Origin of the sequence: Micromonospora sp. NPDC048898 (assembly GCF_043198035.1) — a bacterium.
Lineage (GTDB): Bacteria > Actinomycetota > Actinomycetes > Mycobacteriales > Micromonosporaceae > Micromonospora.
Map to the genome: position 1 here is coordinate 1 of NZ_JBICUF010000013.1, position 18,225 is coordinate 18,225.

At 72.3% G+C, this 18,225-nt stretch carries 7 protein-coding genes and 1 pseudogene; 4 read left to right on the plus strand and 4 right to left on the minus strand.

The features are described 5' to 3' along the window. Positions 1-184 precede the first annotated feature (184 nt). Positions 185-1,615, minus strand: coding sequence for a cytochrome P450 (locus ACGFIQ_RS26875; protein WP_393248428.1), 1,431 nt, complete (start codon positions 1,613-1,615; stop codon positions 185-187). Positions 1,616-2,125: 510 nt separating this feature from the next. Here ACGFIQ_RS26875 and ACGFIQ_RS26880 point away from each other — a divergent pair. From ACGFIQ_RS26880 to ACGFIQ_RS26895, 4 genes and pseudogenes are all read left to right on the plus strand, one after another. Continuing rightward, positions 2,126-2,698 carry an LmbU family transcriptional regulator gene (locus ACGFIQ_RS26880; RefSeq protein ID WP_393248166.1) on the plus strand — a complete coding sequence of 191 codons (573 nt, stop codon included), beginning with the start codon at positions 2,126-2,128 and terminating at the stop codon, positions 2,696-2,698. A 111-nt stretch (positions 2,699-2,809) separates the two neighbouring features. Continuing rightward, a complete protein-coding gene (locus ACGFIQ_RS26885; RefSeq protein WP_393248168.1) occupies positions 2,810-7,426 on the plus strand; it encodes an amino acid adenylation domain-containing protein in 4,617 nt (1,538 codons plus the stop codon). A gap of 12 nt (positions 7,427-7,438) precedes the next feature. Next, positions 7,439-7,822 (plus strand): VOC family protein, encoded by a 384-nt coding sequence (locus ACGFIQ_RS26890; protein ID WP_393248170.1) that lies wholly within the window; start codon positions 7,439-7,441, stop codon positions 7,820-7,822. A 61-nt stretch (positions 7,823-7,883) separates the two neighbouring features. Next, positions 7,884-8,084: pseudogene (locus ACGFIQ_RS26895) on the plus strand (MbtH family protein); the annotation flags it as partial. Positions 8,085-8,499: 415 nt separating this feature from the next. On the opposite strand, the gene ACGFIQ_RS26900 reads toward ACGFIQ_RS26895, so the two are convergent. Genes ACGFIQ_RS26900 through ACGFIQ_RS26910 form a run of 3 tightly spaced genes read right to left on the minus strand, consistent with a single transcriptional unit; the run spans position 8,500 to position 18,209 of the window. Next, the gene (locus tag ACGFIQ_RS26900; protein WP_393248172.1) at positions 8,500-16,542 is read right to left on the minus strand and encodes an amino acid adenylation domain-containing protein; all 8,043 of its coding nucleotides are present in this window, start codon (positions 16,540-16,542) and stop codon (positions 8,500-8,502) included. After that, positions 16,539-17,615 carry a BtrH N-terminal domain-containing protein gene (locus tag ACGFIQ_RS26905; protein WP_393248174.1) on the minus strand — a complete coding sequence of 359 codons (1,077 nt, stop codon included), beginning with the start codon at positions 17,613-17,615 and terminating at the stop codon, positions 16,539-16,541. Before ACGFIQ_RS26905 ends, ACGFIQ_RS26900 begins: the two co-directional genes overlap by 4 nt. Positions 17,616-17,618: 3 nt before the next feature. Further along, on the minus strand, positions 17,619-18,209 hold the full coding sequence (locus tag ACGFIQ_RS26910; RefSeq protein ID WP_393248176.1) for a hypothetical protein: 591 nt from the start codon (positions 18,207-18,209) through the stop codon (positions 17,619-17,621). Between the last annotated feature and the right edge of the window lie 16 nt (positions 18,210-18,225).

Genomic DNA, 18,225 nt, shown 5'->3' on the forward strand with positions numbered 1-18,225 from the left:
GGCAGCTGCGAGACATTGTGGGGCGGCTGATCGCGGCCGGGCAGTGGCGGCCCGGGGACCCGGAGATCCTGGTCGTGGCCGACGCCGGCTACGACACCGCAGCCACCACGAACGCCAAGACAGCAGCCGCAAAGAAGACGAAGTCCGTCAATCCCCGTCCACGTCGCACGGGTTAAAGGTCAAGCTAGCCACCCGGCGGCCCTGATCGGCTTCCTTTACCTCGGTCGGCTCGACGAACTCCCGAAGCACTCGCACCTACCGACCCCGAGGTAGGTACGGCCGAGCGCCAGGTTTCCCCGTCCTGGACGGCGACCGTCACCTCAACTCGAGGAGACGGCAACAAACGGTTGCCGAGCAGCCCGGGATTCGGCTCGATGCGCTGGCCGGCGACAAGGTCGAGCCGGAAGCGCTGAACTATGCCGCCGACCACGGACCGGAACGCGTGGCGGGCCAGCGACTTGCCAATGCAGGACCGCTCGCCGGTGCCCCAGGGCTGGAAGGCGCCGCTCGCGTAGGTCAGCCCGCGAAGGAAGCGCCGTGGCCGGAACTCGAGCGGCTCCTCGAACGACCGCACGCTGCGTTGCGTCACCCAGGGCACCAGCAGCAGTGGAGTGCCGACCGGCAGCAGATGGCCACCGACCTCGATCGGGCTGATGGCCCCCTTGAACTCCCAGGCCGCCGCCGGATAGAGCCGCATCGCCTCGTTGAGCACGGCCTCCAGGTACGGCAGGCGGCGGGCGTCCTCGGGGCGGGGTATCCGGCCGCCGACCGCGCCGTCCAACTCGTCGACCAGTTCGCGGGCCGGCTCGGGGTTGAGCGCCAGCAGCAGCAGGGCCCACACCATCGCCGACGCCAGCGAGGTCAGGCCCGCGAAGTGCAGTTGCAGCACGAAGTCGCGGACGAGCGCGGGCTCCGGGGGCAGGCCCGCGTTCTCGATTTCGGCGATCATCGCCTGAGCCAGTGAGTAGCGAGTCGGCTGGACCCGGCCGCCAGCGATCGCGGCGATCCGGGCGTCGATCGCTGCTCGGCCGGCCCGCAGGTCGGCACGCCGCGCGAGCCCCGGCACCGGAAACGACAGGTAGGTGGTGGCGATGCGTTGGGGGGTCGACTCCAGGACGTCGATATAGGTGTCGACCGCGGCGTCGACCTCCGGCGCGACGGCCGCGATGTCGGCACCGAACATGTACGTCTTGAAGATGCGGCGGGTGAGCGCTGTGATCTCCGGCAGCAGGTCGAGCCGGGTGCCTGGCTGCCAGGTGTCGAGCAGCCGCTGAGTCTCGTCGATCGCGACCGTGGCATAGGAGGCGAGGGAATCCTGGCCGAGGGCGCGGTGACAGATGCGACGGTACCGCGCGTGATCCTTCCCCGTCGAGTTCAGCGGCCCGCGGCCCTGGATGTCGTCGCGCGGTCGCGTCTCGATGCCGGCGGCGCCGGCGATCTCGACCCCTCCGCCGAGGGCCCGGTGGACCGCCTCGACCTCGTCCGGACCGAACACCGCGATCACCCGGCGACCGTTGAGTGGCAGCGCCACGAGGTCGCCATAATCGCGGTGTGCCCGTTCGAGAGACCGCAGGGGACGACGCAGAAATGCCCATTGCTCGCGCGGCAGCATCATGGGGTGCGGGCCTGGAATTGACACTACGGCATTCTTCACGTCCACTCCACCAGTTGAAACTACGAATTTCCTCACGACCCGGCGATCGGGCCCCTGTCACCACGCCACAGAGCCTGAGACCCATTTAGGGAATGACCGGATCGGGCCTGCGTAGTCCCATGATGACCCGCCAGCATGAGCCTGTCGAGCCCTCGCGTGCGCGGCGCGACCAGCGCGATGATTGACTTTACTCATTCACGAATCTCATATATACGAGCGCGCTATCACAGCCCACATCCGTCGGTTGACGCGCCGTTTGGATGCTGCTACCTTCGAGACACTTCGATCTCTAGCAGATCGATAATCTTTAATGCAGAAATACCAACGTAACCACCGGGGGTCTCCGTGTCCAACGTAGAGTTGACAAACACAGCCCGCCTCAATGGCTCAGCCCGGATGCAAACCGACGAGACCGCGCCCCAGGCAAAGCTCATTCCGCAGCTCCAACGGCGACAGGTACTCGTGACTCGGGTGGGACTCGAGATCCCGGCGGACACGACATTCGACGGCTGGAAAGCCGCTGGGCAGCAGTTGTCCCGGATCGTGGACTCGTCCGCATGGTGCCTCGGCGATTGGCTGGTCTACGGAAAGAGCCGGTACGCCGACCGCTACCTGCACGTCATTCAGCTCGCGAACCTCGATTACCAGACGCTGCGGAACTACGCGTGGGTTGCTCGGCGGTACAGCATGGAGCGCCGGCGTCAGTCGCTCAGCTTCCAGCACCACGCGGAGGCGGCCTCGCTGCCCCAGCCCGAACAGGACCACTGGCTGGACGAGGCGGAGAAGCACGGCTGGTCGCGCAACCAACTGCGCCGGCAGATCCGGATGAGCCGCGCCGGCGAGGTGCGGTCGGCTCCGAGTAACGCGGTGCTGCCGCGGCTGTACGTTCCGGGCGAGCGGTTCCGACGCTGGCGGGCAGCGGCCGACCAGTCCCGCATCGACTTCGAGGCATGGATCCTCGACGCACTGGACACGGCCGCCACCCAGACACTCACCGTCGACGATTCCGACGCCGGCGAGGACGAGGATCCCGCGAAGGCGTGAACGTGGCACCGGGCACCGGTGCGCCACGTCGGCGATCCCTGTGTCGCCAGCCATGTCTCGCCAGCGGGACAGGAGCCTGCCCGCCCACAGATCACGGCCCGGAGGTATGCGTTGTCCGACACGATCGACGACACGGCCGGCGTACCGCGGCAGCGCGCCAGCTTGAGCCCGGCCCGAGCCGCGCTGCTCCGGCGCTGGACACAGGGCCGCTCGGCGACGGAGGTGGTGGTGCCCCGCCGCCACGGCACCGGACCCGCCCCGCTGTCCTTCTCCCAGGAACGGCTCTGGATCTTGGACCGGCTGCTCGGCGCCGGTCATGCATACAACACTATCCCGCTGGCCGCCAGGCTTTCCGGGCCGCTCGACGTGACGAACTTCGAGCGGAGTCTGGCCGCCGTCACCGCTCGCCACGAGGTGATGCGCAGCCGGATCGAGCTGGTCGACGGCGAACCGGTGCAGGTCGTGCTGCCCCACGTGCCGATCGTCGTGGACACTGTCGACCTGCGCGCGGTGCCCGACCCGGCCGCCGAGGCGCTGCGGCTGGCCCGTGCCCAGCGCGACGAGTCCTTCGACCTGGCCGCCGGACCGCTCTTTCGCACCCGGCTCTTTCGCGTGGCGGACGACGAGCACATCATGCTGCACCTGATGCACCACACCATCTCCGACGGCTGGTCGGACGACATCCTGATCCGGGAGATCGCCGCGGTGTACCAGGCGCTGGCCGACGGCCGGACCCCGGATCTTCCCGCGCTGCCCATCCAGTACGCCGATTTTGCAGTGTGGCAACGACAACGGCTGACTGGTGAGCGCCTCGACCGGTTGCTCGACTACTGGCGCGACCGGCTCGGGGACGCGCCTCGCGCGCTGGACCTGCCCACCGACCATCCCCGGCCGGCCATTCAACGCCTGATCGCCGAGACCCGGACGGTACGGGTGCCTGCCGGCGTCACAGGGCGGCTGAAGGCGCTCGCCCGCGAGGCGGACGCGACGCTGTTCATGGTCGTGCTCGCCGCGGTGGACGTGTTGCTGGCCCGCTACACCGGGCAGACCGACATCGTCGTCGGCACACCGGTGGCCAATCGCACCCAGTCGCAGACCGAACGCCTGATCGGCTGCTTCGTCAACACCCTCGTGTTGCGCTGCGACCTGGACGGCAACCCCACGTTCCGCCGACTGCTGGGCCGGGTCCGGCAGGTGGCGCTGGGCGCGTACCACCATCAGGAGTTGCCCTTCGAGCGCCTGGTGGAGGAGCTGCAGCCCGACCGGGACAGCAGCCGCAGCCCGCTGTTCCAGGTGATGGTCGCGCTGCAGAACAGCCCGCCGGCCGACCTGACGTTCGGCTCCTTCCGACTCAGCCCGATCGAGCTGGACAACGGCGTGGCGAAGTTCGACATCACGGTCGACCTGCGGGAGTTCGAGGGCGAACTGGTCGGACGCATCCAGTTCGACGCCGATCTGTTCGACCCGCAGACCTGCGACCGGATGTCCGCGCACCTCGGCACGCTCCTGGCCGGCATCGCGACGGCGCCGGACGCGGCGATCGCCGACCTGCCTCTGCTGGACGAGGCGCAGCTGGACATGTTGACCCGGCATTGGAACGACACCGCCGCCGACCACGACCTGGAGCCGTTGCACCACACCATCGAGCGGTGGGCGAGCACCCGGCCCGACGCGATCGCGGTGACCGCCCCGGACGGCCAGCTGACCTACCGGGAGCTGAACGCGCGCGCGGAGCGGCTGGCCGCGCGGCTGCGCCGGGCCGGTGCCGGCCCGGACGTGCTGATCGGGCTCTGCGTGCAGCGGTCGGTGCTGCTGCCGCTCGGCATCCTCGGCATCCTCAAGGCCGGAGCGGCGTACCTGCCGCTGGATCCCGCCCATCCCGCCGAGCGCATCGGGTACATGCTGCGGGACGCCGCCGTGCCGCTGGTGGTGAGCACCACCGGCACGGCCGGCTACCTGCCCCGGTCGGGTCCGCCCGCGCTCCTGCTGGACGAGGTGCCCGAGCGACCGCCGCCGGCCGTGCCGGTCGCGCCCGCCGGCGGTCAGACCGGGCTGGACAACCTCGCCTACGTCATCTACACCTCGGGCTCGACCGGGCGCCCGAAGGGCGTGATGATCACGCATCGCGCGGCGGCGAACATGATCCGTTCGACGCTGGACGACATCGGCACGCTCGACGGCGATGCCGTGCTGCAGTTCGCCACGGTGTGCTTCGACGTGTCCGTGCTGGAGATCTTCGGCGCGCTCTGTTCCGGTGCCCGGCTGGTCGTCCCGGACGGCGAGACGGTGCTCAACCCGGCGGCGCTCACCGGACTGGCCCGGCGCGAGCAGGTCACCATCGCCGACATTCCGCCGGCCGTGCTGCACATGCTCGACCCGGCCGCGATGCCGTCGCTGCGCATCCAGTTCATCGGTTGCGAGGCGTTCAGCGGCCCGCTGGCCACCCGCTGGCAGCAACCCGGACGTCGGCTCATCAACGGGTACGGGCCGACCGAGGCGACCGTGATGATGACGCTGATGGAGCTCGACGAGCCGTACGAGCGGATGCCGCCGATCGGTCGTCCCATGCCGAACCATCAGGTCTACCTGCTCGACCAGTGGCTGCGCCCGGTGCCGGTCGGCGTGCCGGGCGAGTTGTACATCGGCGGGACGGGTCTGGCCCGCGGCTACCTGAACCGGCCCGGCCTGACCGCCGACCGCTTCGTCCCGGACGGCTACGGCGCCACGCCCGGCGCACGCCTGTATCGCACCGGCGACCTGGCGCGGTACCGGGCGAACGGGGTCCTCGAACTCGTCGGCCGGGCCGACCGGCAGGTGAAGATCCGCGGCCTGCGCATCGAGGTCGGCGAGATCGAGGCCGTGCTGGAGCAGCACCCCACGGTGTCCCGGGCCGTGGTCGTGGTCCGCGAGACGCCGGCCGAGTCCAAGCACCTGGTGGCGTACGCCCAGCCGAAGGCCGGCGAGACGGCGGAGCCGCGCGGGCTGCGCGACTGGCTGCGCGGGCGCCTGCCCAGCTACATGGAGCCCCGGTTCATCGTGCCGGTCGACGAGTTGCCGCTGATGCCCAGCGGCAAGGTGGACCGGGCGGCCCTGCCCGACCCGGACAAGCTGGCCGCAGCGGCCGATCAGCCGCACACGGCACCGCGTACCGACCTGGAACGCATCCTGTTGGAACAGGTCTTCGGGGTTGTCCTGGGCACCCGGGACATCGACGTGAACGAGAGCTTCTTCCAGCTCGGCGGCAGCTCGTTGCAGCTTGCGCAACTGCAGTCGCGCATCGTCGAGACGCTCGACGTGGAGATCCCGTTGCGTACGCTGTTCGCGATCCCGACCGTGGCCGCCCTCGCCGTCCACCTCGCCGGTCTGGTGCCGGCGGACCGTACGGTGCCGGCGCGGGACCTGGCCGATGGGGAACGGGTTCCGCTCACCGCACAGCAGCGGTGGTGGTGGCGCACCGGGGGGCGCTACAACAAGCCGATGACCGCCCGGTTGCGCGGCTTCGTCGATCCCGAGGCGGTGGCCGGGGCCATCCGCCAGGTGGTGGCCCGGCACGAGACGCTGCGCACCACGTTCGACACCGACGGACCGGAGCCGGTCGGCGTGGTGCACGCCGACCTTGCCCCCGACGTCGCCGAGGTGGATCTGTCGGACACCGACTGGAGCGCCGTCGTCGAGGCATTCGCGGCGGAGGTCGCGTACACCTTCGATCTGCGGCACGGCCCGCTGGTGCGGCTGCGGCTGCTCCGCCTGGCCCCCTACGACCAGCTGCTCATGGTCACCGTGCATCCGCTGCTGTGGGACGGCTGGTCCCGTGCCGTACTCGCGCACGAGCTGCTGTCCTTCGCCGACGCGGTCACGGTGGACGAGCCACCTGCCGCGCTGCCGATCCAGTACCGGCATTACGCGTACGAGCAGGCGGACGAGACGGCCAACGCCGAGTCCCTGGCGTACTGGACCGGTGTTCTGGCCGGCGCGCCCGCTCCCCTGGCGCTGCCCGGGCGGCGCGCGACCGCGACGCCGGCCGCCGCCCTCCGACCCGCCACCGCCCCCCGACCCGGCGCGGCGCACCGGTTCGCCGTCGACGAGGAGGTGACCGCCGCCCTCGACGGCGTGCAGCGCGAAACCGGTGCGTCGATGTTCGTGCTCACGTTCACCGCCTTCGTCGTGGCCCTCTCGGCGCTGACCGGCGAGCAGGACGTGGTGGTCGGCGTGCCCCTGGCCAACCGGGTCCGGCCCGGCACGGCGGCACTCGTCGGCAACTTCGTCAACACCATGCCGCTGCGGATCGGCCTGACCGGACTCGTCAGCCTTCGCGACGTGCTCGACCAGGTACGCGAGCGAGTGGCCGAGGCGTACGCCCACCAGGAGCTTCCGGCCGAGGCGTTGTGCCTTGCTCTCGACCCGGACGACGCCCGCCTCCGGTTCGGCATCACCTTCGATCTGCTGACCGAGGCGACCCGGCTGCGGCAGGCGCCCGGGGTCGACCTGACACCGGTGGAGCTTGACACGACGTATGCGGACTTCGACCTGACGCTCGCCATGGAGCGGCGGCCCGACGGCCTGCACGGTACGGTGAGCCACGCGACGGACGCCTACCCGACCGCCACCGCAGCCGAGCTGGCCGAGCGGTACGGCGCGGTGCTCAGCGCGCTCGCCCGCGATCCGGCCACCGCCATCGCGTCACTGCGTGGCACCGCGCAAACCGTCGTTTCGGATCTGTCCACATGAGAAAATTCCCGCATGGCAGAACTGCACGATGTCGTCGTCGACTGCGAACACCCTGCCGCGCAGGCCCGCTTCTGGGCTGCCGCCCTGGACGGGTACCGGGTGGCCCCGTACGACGAGGCCGAGCTGAAGCGGCTGCGCGACAACGGCATCGACGATCCCGAGGACGATCCGAGCGTGTTGGTGGAGTCGGACCCGGGAGTGCGCCCGCGCTTCTGGTTCCAGCTCGTTCCGGAGAAGAGGACCACGAAGAACCGGGTCCACGTCGACCTGCGGGCCGACGACCGGGCGGCCGAGGTGGCCCGCCTGGCCGGCCTGGGTGCGTCGGTGATCAGCGAGTTCGACGAGTGGACGGTGCTGGCCGATCCGGAAGGCAACGAGTTCTGCGTGCGCGACTGACCGTCACCGGCCGCCGGTCCGTCCGCCGCCTGTCTGCGCAGTGGCACCCGAGGAGGAAGCGATGGACGAGCAGGTGGAGCACGAGTCCTACCAGGTCGTGCGCAACGACGAGGAGCAGCACTCGATCTGGCCCGAGCAGCGCCCACTGCCGGACGGCTGGCATCCGGTCGGATTCGTCGGCGGCAAGGACGCCTGCCTGGCCCACATCGAGCAGGTGTGGACCGACATGCGGCCGCTGAGCCTGCGCCGGGCCATGGCCGCGGCGCCGGCACTGCCCGCCGGGGAGCCCGCCGACGAGGGGCCGGACCTGATCACCCGGCTCTCCACGGGCGAACACCAGGTGGAGGTGGTGCTCCGGCCGCAGGCCGACCCGGCCCGCCTGCGCGACGCGATCGACGCCCGATACGTACACCTGCGGTTCCCCGGCACGAATGGCGGCACCGAGCTGGGCGTACGGCTCACCGCGGAGACCGACGTGTCGGCGGCGGACTTCGCGGCCGGCACCGGCACCGTCACCCTCATCGGCACGCTGACGCTCGACTTCCGGGCAGTCACCTGTCGGGCGCAGGTCGACGTCGGCACGCTCGCCGGGCGGGGAGGTCTGCGGGACGCCTGATCCGCGACACGGCGGCGCCCCAGCCGCATCGGCCGGGGCGCCGCTTCGTGCCTGTCGGCTGTCAGGGGGGCGGTGAACCGGCGACGGTGCGATGCACCTCGGCCGCGAACGACAGCAGCCGGTCGTCGTCGAAGACGAGGCGCAGCGAGAGGTCGACGCCGTACCGCTCGCTGAGTCTTCTGGTCATTCTCGCCGCGAGCAGCGAGTCGCCGCCGAGCTCGAAGAACCGGTCGTGCCGGGAGATCGCCTGCACGCCGATCAGGTCCTGCCACACCTGGGCCACCGCCGTCTCCGTCGCACCGTGCGGTGGCTCGCCGGCATCCGGGGTCACCTCGGGCACCGGCACCGCTGCGAGCCCGGCGCGGTCCACCTTGCCGCTCGCCGTCCGGGGGAACGCATCCAGCGTGACGAACGCGGCCGGCACCATGTAGTCCGGCAGCCGGCGGCGCAGGGCCGCGCGGAGGGCGCCGGTGTCCGGGTCAGCCTCCCCGGGCCGCCACCGCAGGTACGCGACGAGCCGCCGGTCGGGCGCGTCGCGGTGCCCGGTCGCCCGGACGACCGCCTCGGCGATACCGGGCACGGCCAACAGGGCGGACTCGATCTCGCCCGGTTCCACCCGGTGTCCACGGATCTTGACCTGCTGGTCCAGCCGCCCCAGCACCTCCAGCCCGTGCGGCGTCCACCGGCCCCGGTCCCCGGTGCGGTACTGGCGTTCTCCTGGCCGGCCGGTTGGGTCGGGAACGAAGACCGAGGCGGTGAGCCCGGGCCGGCCCAGGTATCCCCGGGACACCCCGACGCCGGGCGACACGATCTCGCCGACGACGTCCGGCGGCACGGGTGCAAGGTCACGGGCGAGCACCACGATGCGTGAGCCGGGCAGTGGATGGCCGGCGGTCACCACGGACACCTCGCGGTCGAGCTCCGTCCAGGTCGAGCAGAAGCTGTCCTCGGTCGTGCCGTACAGGTTGATGACCCGTTCCGGCCCGCGGTTCCAGACGCGCCGGGCCAACTGCGCGGAGAGCGGCTCGCCGCCCATGGCCACGCTGCGTACCCCGCCGGGCCACCCGTCGATGTCGAGCAGGGCGGCCATCGCGGACGGCACGGTCGTCACCAGCGTCACCCTGTCCCGGTCCGGCAGCGTGGGCAGGTCGAGCACCGACTCGGCCAAAACCACGGTGCCGCCGACTGCCAGCGGGGCGAACAGCTCGAACAACGACAGGTCGAAGACGAGCGAGGTCGCGCCGAGGACGCCGGCCATCTCGTCCGCGCCGAACGCCTGCCGACCCCACGCGATCCGGGCGAGTGCCCCGCGGTGGGTCACCCCGACGCCCTTCGGCCGGCCAGTCGAGCCCGACGTGTACAACACGTACGCCAACTGGTCGACGCTGAGCAGGGCGGGATCGTCGAGCGCCAGACAGGTGCGGCCCGCCGCGGCCACCGCGTCGTCGATCGTCACCATCGGCACGTCGGAGGCGTCGAGCCAGGTCGCCGTGTCGGCGTCGGTGAGCACCAGCCGGGCGCCGGCGTCGGCGAGCGTCTCGGCGTGGCGTTCCGCCGGGTCGTTGTCGCGAAGCGGCAGGTAGGCGGCCCCGGCGGCAAGAACGCCGAGCATGGCGACCGGCAGGTCGACGGTGCGCCGGTGGCAGATGGCCACCCGGTCCTCGATGCCCACTCCGAGGCTGCGCAGCCCGGCCGCCAACCGGCGCACCCGACGCTCCAGCGCCCCGTAGCTGAGCGATTCCTCGGGCGCCGCGATCGCGATCCGGTCGGGGTATCGGGACGCCCCCGCCAGAATCGCGCCGTGCAGCCAGGGCGAGCCGAGATCGGGCACCGCACCGCCGTCGCACCAGCCGGCCAGCAGCGCGCGGTCGGCCGCGTCCATCAGGTCGAGGCGCTCCAGCGGCACGTCCGGGGCGGCGACCCCGACGGCGCAGAGCTGGAGTAGCTGGCCGGCGAGGCGGTCCATGGTGGACGCGTCGAAGAGGTCCGCGTCGTATTCGAAGGTGACCTCCAACGGGCCGGGCCGGCCCGCAGCGCCGATCAGCACGCTGAGATCGAACTTCGCGACACCTGTCGGTATCGGCGTGACCTCGGCGCGCACGTCGTCCAGCCGGAACACGGCGGTGGTCGGCTGTTCACCGAACATCACCTGGAACAGCGGGTTGGTCAGGGCCGGGTGACCGGCCCCGGTGGCCTGGACGACCTCGGCGAACGGGACGTCACCGTGCGCGATCGCCTCGAACAGTTCGGCCCTGGTGCGGGTGAGCAGGGCGCGCAGCGACGGCATGCCGGTCAGATCGGCCCGGAGGACGACGGTGTTCACCAGGGCACCGAACACCTCGGCGGTGCCGCTCGCTCCGCGGCCGGCCACGGCGAGGCCGAGGCCGAAACGGTGCTGGCCGGCGCGCCGGCCGAGCAGCGCGCTCACCAGCGCGGTCACCGCCATGTACCGGGTCGCGCCGGTCTCGGTGCACAGTGCGTCGAGCCCGGCGAACGCCTCACCCGCCAGCGTACTGCGCACGGTTGCGGCACGCCGGGACGCGACCGCCGACCGGGGGCGGTCGGTGGGCAGCGCAAGCTCGGGCAGCCCGTCCAGCCGGTCCCGCCACCAGTCCAGCTCGGCCCCGCAACCGCCGCGCGCGGTCGATTCGGCGTGTTGCGCCGCCGCGATGGCGACACTCGAACCGGCAGGCGGCAGCGGACGGTCCGTGGTGTAGGCCCGGCCCAGGTCGCGGGCGAGCAGATCGAGCGACCAGCCGTCGCAGATCGCATGGTGCGCCACGAAGATCAGGTGGTGGTCACCAGCGGGCGCGCGAAGCAGCCGTACCCGCCACGGCGGCGCGGTCGTCAGGTCGAACGGGGCGGTCGCCGCCTCCACCGCCAGCCTGGCGACGTCCGCCTCGTCCACCTCCTCGACGGGAAGGTGCACCGGCACCGCCGGAGCGACCCGCTGCCTGAGGTTCCCCTCCCTGATCTCCAACCGCACCCGCAGGCCGTCGTGCCGCTCGACGACCGCCCGCAGCGCCCGCTCCAGCCGGCCGGCGTCGAGCGGACCGCGCAGGCGCACCTGCCCGGCGACGTGATAGGCCGGGCTGTCGGGCGCCAGCGCCTGCAACAGGCACAGCCGCTCCTGGGTCGGCGACAGCGGGTAGTCGGCGTCGTTCGTGGCCGGTGCCTGGTCGACGGGCGACGCGCCCACCTCGTCCAGCCGGGCGGCCAGCCCGGCGATGGTCGGTTGGTCCAGCAACCGGCCCAGTGGAAGGCGCACCCCCGTCCGTTCCTCGACAGCGGTCAGCATCCGCATGGCGAGCAGGGAGTGCCCGCCCGCCATGAAGAAGTCGGCGTCCGGGTCCGGGTCGGTGACGCCGAGCAGACCGGCCCAGATCTCGGCGACGATCCGCTCGGTCGGCGTGCGGGTGGTCCGCCGCATCGGGACGTGCTCCGCCGGCACCGGAATCCGGGCCAGCGCCTCCCGGTCGAGCTTGCCGCGGGCGTTGCGGGGCAGCGCGTCCAACGCGAGCCAGCGAACCGGCACCATGGCCGCCGGCAGCGCGGCTCCCGTGTGGGCGCGCAGTACGTCGGCCTCGGCGTCGCCGACGTAGTACGCGGCCAGCGCGGCATCCGACTCGCCGGCCCGGTGGACGACGACGGCGGCCTCGCGCACACCGGGATGGGCGCCGAGAACCGCCTCGATCTCGTCGAGCTCGATCCGCACCCCGCGCACCTTGACCTGCCGGTCACCGCGACCGAGATAGATCAGGTGGCCGTCGTGCCGCCGGCGGACCAGGTCGCCGGTGCGATAGGCGCGGGTGCCCGGCGCGCCGGCCGGGTCGGGGCCGAACCGGTCGGCGGTCGCCGCGGCGTCGGCCAGGTAGCCACGAGCCACCTGGGCGCCGCCGAGATACAGCTCGCCGGGCTCGCCCGTACCGGCCGTCCGGCCGTCGGCTGCCCGCACCCGGACACCGACCGCGGGCAGACCGGTGCCGATGGTGACCAACCGGCGGTCGGCCGGGTCCTGCTCGGCGACGGTGGCGTAGGTGGTGGCCTCGGTCGGGCCGTACAGGTTGACGATCCGGCCGACGCCTGCGTCTGCCAGCTCCCGGACCAGGGCGGCGGGCAGCGGCTCGCCCGCCAGGTTCGCCACGCCGACGCCCGCCGGCAGGCCGTCGGCGACGAGCTGGGCTGCGATCGAGGGCACCGTGTTGAGCAGGGTCACGTGCTCCCGCTCGGGCAGGCGCGGTAGTCGCAGCGCATCCTCCGCGATGATCACGGTGCCGCCCGCCGACACCGTGACGAGGAGTTCGAAGACGGAGAGGTCGAAGGTGAGCGGGGTGCCGGCCAGGACGCCGGCGAGCTGGCCGGCCGGGTACGCCCGTACCCCCCAGCCGATGAACGCGGCGAGGTTGCGTCGGGTCATCGCGATGCTCTTCGGCTGGCCCGTCGACCCGGAGGTGAACAGCACGTGGGCCAGTTGCTCGGGGTGCGGGGCCGGCCCGGCCGGGGGCCCGGCGCCCGCGAGGTCGCCGTCGTCGAGCAGCAGCACGGGCCAGCCGGCCGGCACCTGGCCCACGGTGGCGCGGGTGGCGAGGGTGAGCGCGAGGTGCGCGTCGCGCCGGATCGCCTCCAGCCGGGCGGGCGGCAGCGTGAGATCGACAGGGCAGTACGCGCCACCGGCCCGCAGGATGCCGAGCAACGCGACGAGCAGCTGCGGTGTGCGCGGCACGGCCACGCCGACGCAGACCTCGGGACCCACCCCGCGCGCGGCGAGGCGGGCGGCGAGCCCGTTGGCGTGCCGCCAGAGCCCGCGGTAGGTGAGCGCCGACGCTCCCTGTCGCACGGCGACCGCATCCGATCGGGAGTGCTTCCGGATGCGGTCCAGCACGTCTTGGAAGGGCCCGGCATCCGGCAGCGGATCGGTGCCGGTGCGTGCTCCGGTCACCAACGCAGACGGGTCGGCCACGGCGCTTCGGAGGGTGGCGACGTACTCGTCGAGCATCGCCGCGGCCGTCGCCTCGTCGAACCGGTCGGCGTCGTACCGCAGTGCCACGACGGTGCCCGCCTCGGTGTCCCCGACCTCCACGGTGAGCTCGACCGAGCTGCCGGTTGGTCGCAACGGCAGCGTCTCCGCCCACAGGCCGCCCAGGTCGAGCCGAACGCCGGACAGGCCGAGGGCGAGGCCCACGGTGCCCGCCGGGGCGAAGGCGGGCGGGCGGTGGTAGACGAACAACACGTCGAACAGTGGGTTGCGCCCATCCCGGCGGGAGCCGCCGGCTGCCTCCACGATCTGGGCGAACGGCAGTGCCTGGTGGTCGAGGGCGGCGGTCACCGCCCGGTGCGTCCGGCGGACCAGCTCGGCGAGGCTGCCCGCCGCCCCGTCGAGGCGCAACGGCACCGAGTTCGCCAGGAAGCCGACCACTCCGCGCAGGGCCGGTGAACCCCGGCCCGCGACCGGCGTGCCGAGCACGACGTCCCCGCCGCCGGCGTAGCGCGCCAGCTGCGCGGCCAGCACGGCGACCAGCACGGTGTACGCGGTGGTGCCCAGCCTGGTGGCCACGGCGGCGAGCGCGTCGCCGGGCAGGTCGGCGGCCGTGCGCCGCACGACGCCGACGTGCTCGGCCGACATCCCGTTCACCGGGTGGTCCGCCGGGAGGACGGCGCGCCCGGCTTCGTACCCGTGCAAGGCCGCGGCCCACCACTCGCGCAGCCGCTCCCGCGCCTCGATGTCGCCCGGGCCGGACAGCCGGCCCGGCTCGGGCAGCACCGGCTCGGCACCGGAGCGCAGCGCGCGGTGGATCTCGGCGAACTCGGCGAGCAGCAGTGCGGCCGACCAGAGGTCCACCGCCGCGTGGTGCACCGCGACGGCGAGAATCCGGCCGGCGTCGGTGTCGACGAGCGCGGCGCGCAACAGCCCGGCGGCGGCCGGTTCGAAGGGGGCGTTGGTGACCTGGTGGATCGCCGCATCGACCGCTTCGGCCCGGTGTCCGCGCAGGTCGATGCGGGTCAGCACCGGTGACGGCGGTGGCTCGCCGGCGGCTGCGGCGGTCGTGGCGCACAGGGCGGGATGTCGGTCGAGCAGCAGGCGCAGCGTCCGCTCCAAGGCGTCTGGATCCACGTCGCCGCTGAGCCGAAACGCGCGGCCGAGCACGTGCATCGTCGTGCCGGGGTGGTACCGCTCCAGGTAGCGGATGCCGTCCCCGTTGGCATCGGCCATCGCCGCGCCGCCGGCGGTGCTCGTCGCGGTCGCCGCGACATGCCCTGCGGCGATCAGCGTGGCCAGTGCGGTCACCGACGACACGGCCATGAGGTCGGCCACCGGCACCTCGATACCCCAGCGGGTGGCAATGTCGCCCTGAAGCTGCAGGAGCGCGAGCGAGTCGAGGCCGAGTTCGAGCAGGGAGACGTCGCCGCGCGGCTCCGCGATCCCACCCACGGCCGCGACACGGGCACACAGCTCGGCCACGACCGCGGCAAGCCCCTCGGGTGCGTCGGCGGACGCCTTTGCGGTCCCGTCGGTGGGCCGGTCCTCGCGCAGCACCGGAAGCTCGCCGCGCCGGTACCGGTCCCGGGCGACGGACCTGCGGACCTTGCCACTGGTAGTTCGCGGGAGCCCACCCCGACGAACCAGCAGCAGCGCCGCCGGGCTCGCCTCGGTGGCCGCGATGATCGCGGCCCGCACCCGCGAGAAGAGATCGGCCGGCAGCTCCACGCCACGGGCCGGAGCCTCTATCGCGACGACGAGGTGCTCTCCCGCTGACCCGTCGGCCGGCTCGACCGCGAACGCGGCGGCTGCGGATCCGCGCAGCACCGGGTCGACGCCGCGCAGGATCTCCTCGACGTCCTCCGCGTAGATGTTGCGGCCTCGCACCACGACGATATCTTTGAGCCGGCCGGTGATGAACACCTCGCCGTCGACGATCCGGCCGATGTCGCCGGTGCGCAGCCCGTCCGCCCGATACGTGGCGGCGGTCTCGGCGGGCCGCCGCCAGTAGCCAGCGGTCACGCTCGGACCCCGCAGGACCAGCTCGCCGGACTCGCCGGGACCGGCCGGGGCGCCGGTCTCCGGGTCGAGCGCGGTGAGCGTCTGGCCGCCCAGCACCGACCCGTTGGACACGCGCTCGATCGCATCGGTCGCGTCGTCCGCCCGTACACACATGCCGCCGAGGCGCGCGCCACCGCTGACGATGAGGGTCGCCTCCGCCATGCCGTAGCAGGGGTAGAACGCCTCGGGCCGGAAGCCCGCGACCGCGAACGCCTCGGCGAACCGGCGCAGCGTACCGGCCCGGACCGGTTCCGCACCGGTGAACGCGACTGCCCACGCCGAGAGGTCAAGGGCGGCCCGCTGGTCGGCCGGGATGCGCTCGACGCACAGGTCGAACGCGAAGTTCGGGCCACCGGACACCGTCACCCGGCCCTCGCTGACCAACCGCAGCCAGGACAGTGGCTGGCGGACGAACGCCTCGGCCGGCATCAAGGTCATCGACATGCCCGACCACAGGGGCGACAACATGCCACCGACCAGACCCATGTCGTGGTAGGGCGGAAGCCAGATCAGGGCCCGGTCCGTCGGTGTGAGCGACATCCCGTCGGTGATGGCGGCGGTGTTGTGCGCAAGGTTCGCATGGGTCACCATGACGCCCTTGGGGATCCCGGTCGAGCCCGAGGTGTACTGCAGCACGGCGAGTTCCGACCCGGCGGGCTCGGCGTCCGCTGCGGCCGGCGGAGCCAGGCCGACCAGGCCGTCCGGCCCGAACGCGGCCACGGCGCCGGCGTCACGCACGATCGGGTGGTCGGCCAGCTCCGTCGTCCGCAGCGGCCGGCCGCCCCGGGGCGGCAGCGGCACGGCCACCAGTCCCGCCGCCAGGATGCCGAGGAGGTTAACCAGGTAGTCGAGGCCGCCAGGGATGGCGAGCACCACCCGTTGACCGGGCAACCAGGACTCGCGCAGCCGGGAGGCGACCGCCGCCACGCGGATGGCCGCGTCGGCATAGGTGAGGTCGCGCAGCGCCCCGGTGGCCGTGTCGAGATCGCGGTATCCCACCCTCGCCGGCTCGCGCTCCGCCCGCCGTAGCAGGGCGTCGATCAGCGGCCGGCTCGCGCCGGTCACGGCGCGCCCAACGGCCGCCCGCCGGCGGCAGCCAACGGGCGCGGATCGCCGGGCGGCTCGTCGAGCCGGCGGATCGCGGCGGTGAGCTGCTCCAGCACATCCTCGTGGTCGGCGAGCAGCAGACGGGTCCGGCGGCTCAGCTCCGCGGCATACCTGTCGCCGGTGGTGGAACCGTGCGCGCCGAAGATGCGCAGCCCGGTCCACTGGTGGGCCAGCCGGTCGACCTGCCGGCCGGCATGCACCAGCGCGTCGCAGCGTAACCGGTTCCCCGTCGCCCGTAGGAAGTCCGCGTGCAGTGCCGCCGCTGCCTGCGCCGCCCAGCCGACGCTGTAGAGCTCCGCCAGGGCGCCGGCCCGATCGTCGCGCCCGGCCACGTCGGCCAGCCAGTGGCGCAGGCCCGCCAACCCACCGCGGCGCGGGTCGCCGGGCTCCAGCCAGCCGCGGACGTTGTGTGCCACGACCTCGCCCACCCAGGCTGCGGTGGCCTTCGGTGCCGGACCGGTGAACTCGACGTCGATCCAGCGGTGCCGGATCCGGGGGCCGGCGAAGAAGTAGTCCCTGGTGTTGGGCCGGGCCTCGTTCGCCGAGCCCCGGGCCCGCAGGAAGTCGTCGAACGCGAGGGGCCCGCTGAACAGCGGCGGCGTGGCCTCCAGCAGGTACACCTCGCGTGCCTCGTCGTCGAAGCCCCATACCACGACCAGATGCGCGGCGTGTACGTCGCCGAAGGCCGGGCGGATGGGCATGTAGAAGTTGTCCACGGCGGCGAGCACCGGACGGCCATCCTGGATGGACGCCCGGATGCCGGCCCAGGCCTCCTGCGCGTCCACCGGTTCCTGCCACCGTGCCCGCACCGGGTGGAACGGGAAGAGGTTCTCCCCCAGGGTCGGCCGGGGTGCCGGGTGGTAGTACTCCTCCCCACGCACCTGCGCCGGGTCGTGGTGGAACTCCCATCCCGCCCCGAGCGCCTCCACCGGGTCGAAGCCCTGGCGCAGCAGCAGCGTGCCGAAGCAGTCGTGCAGGCAGTTGCCGAGGTCGTGGAACCAGAACGGGAGGTCCTTCAACAGCAGCTTCATCGGCTAGTTCCATCCGTTGGCGACGAGCGTCATCGCGAAGACGTGGATCGCGATGTTGTCCGGCAAGCGCAGGTATGCCAGCTCCTGCTGGCGGGAGATGGCCAGGCGCTGCTGCCAGATGCGCGGTCCGATTCCCGCCTGCACGTGCCGGGGAAAGTGGATCCGGCGGCAGGTGATCGCCTCGACCTCGCCGAAGTGCGGCGGCGAGGCGGGCCAGAAGTCGGAAACCCTTAGCCACTCCTGGTCCGCCACGCCGTCGCGGTAGTGCAGGTGGACGACGTCCTCAGCCCGCCGTTCCGAACAGGCGAGCAGGTAGATCCAGTCCCATCGGCCCGGCGGCAGGTCGATGCGCTGCCCGGCGCAGACCACGTTGTCGAGGCGGGCCGGACCGGTGCGCGGAAACCTGAACGGCACCTGGGTACACCGGAACAGCTCCGTCCCGTCGGGCAGTTCCTCGGCGGGAAAGGAGTTCTTCCAGACGTTGAGCCGGCCCTCGGCGAGACGGTCCCGGTTGGTGGCGCCAATATTGTTGAAATAGGCCGTCAAGTCAACGGGAACGGCAGATAAATTGGCTGCCCGAACGACGTTCTCCATGGGTGTCCCGATTCGC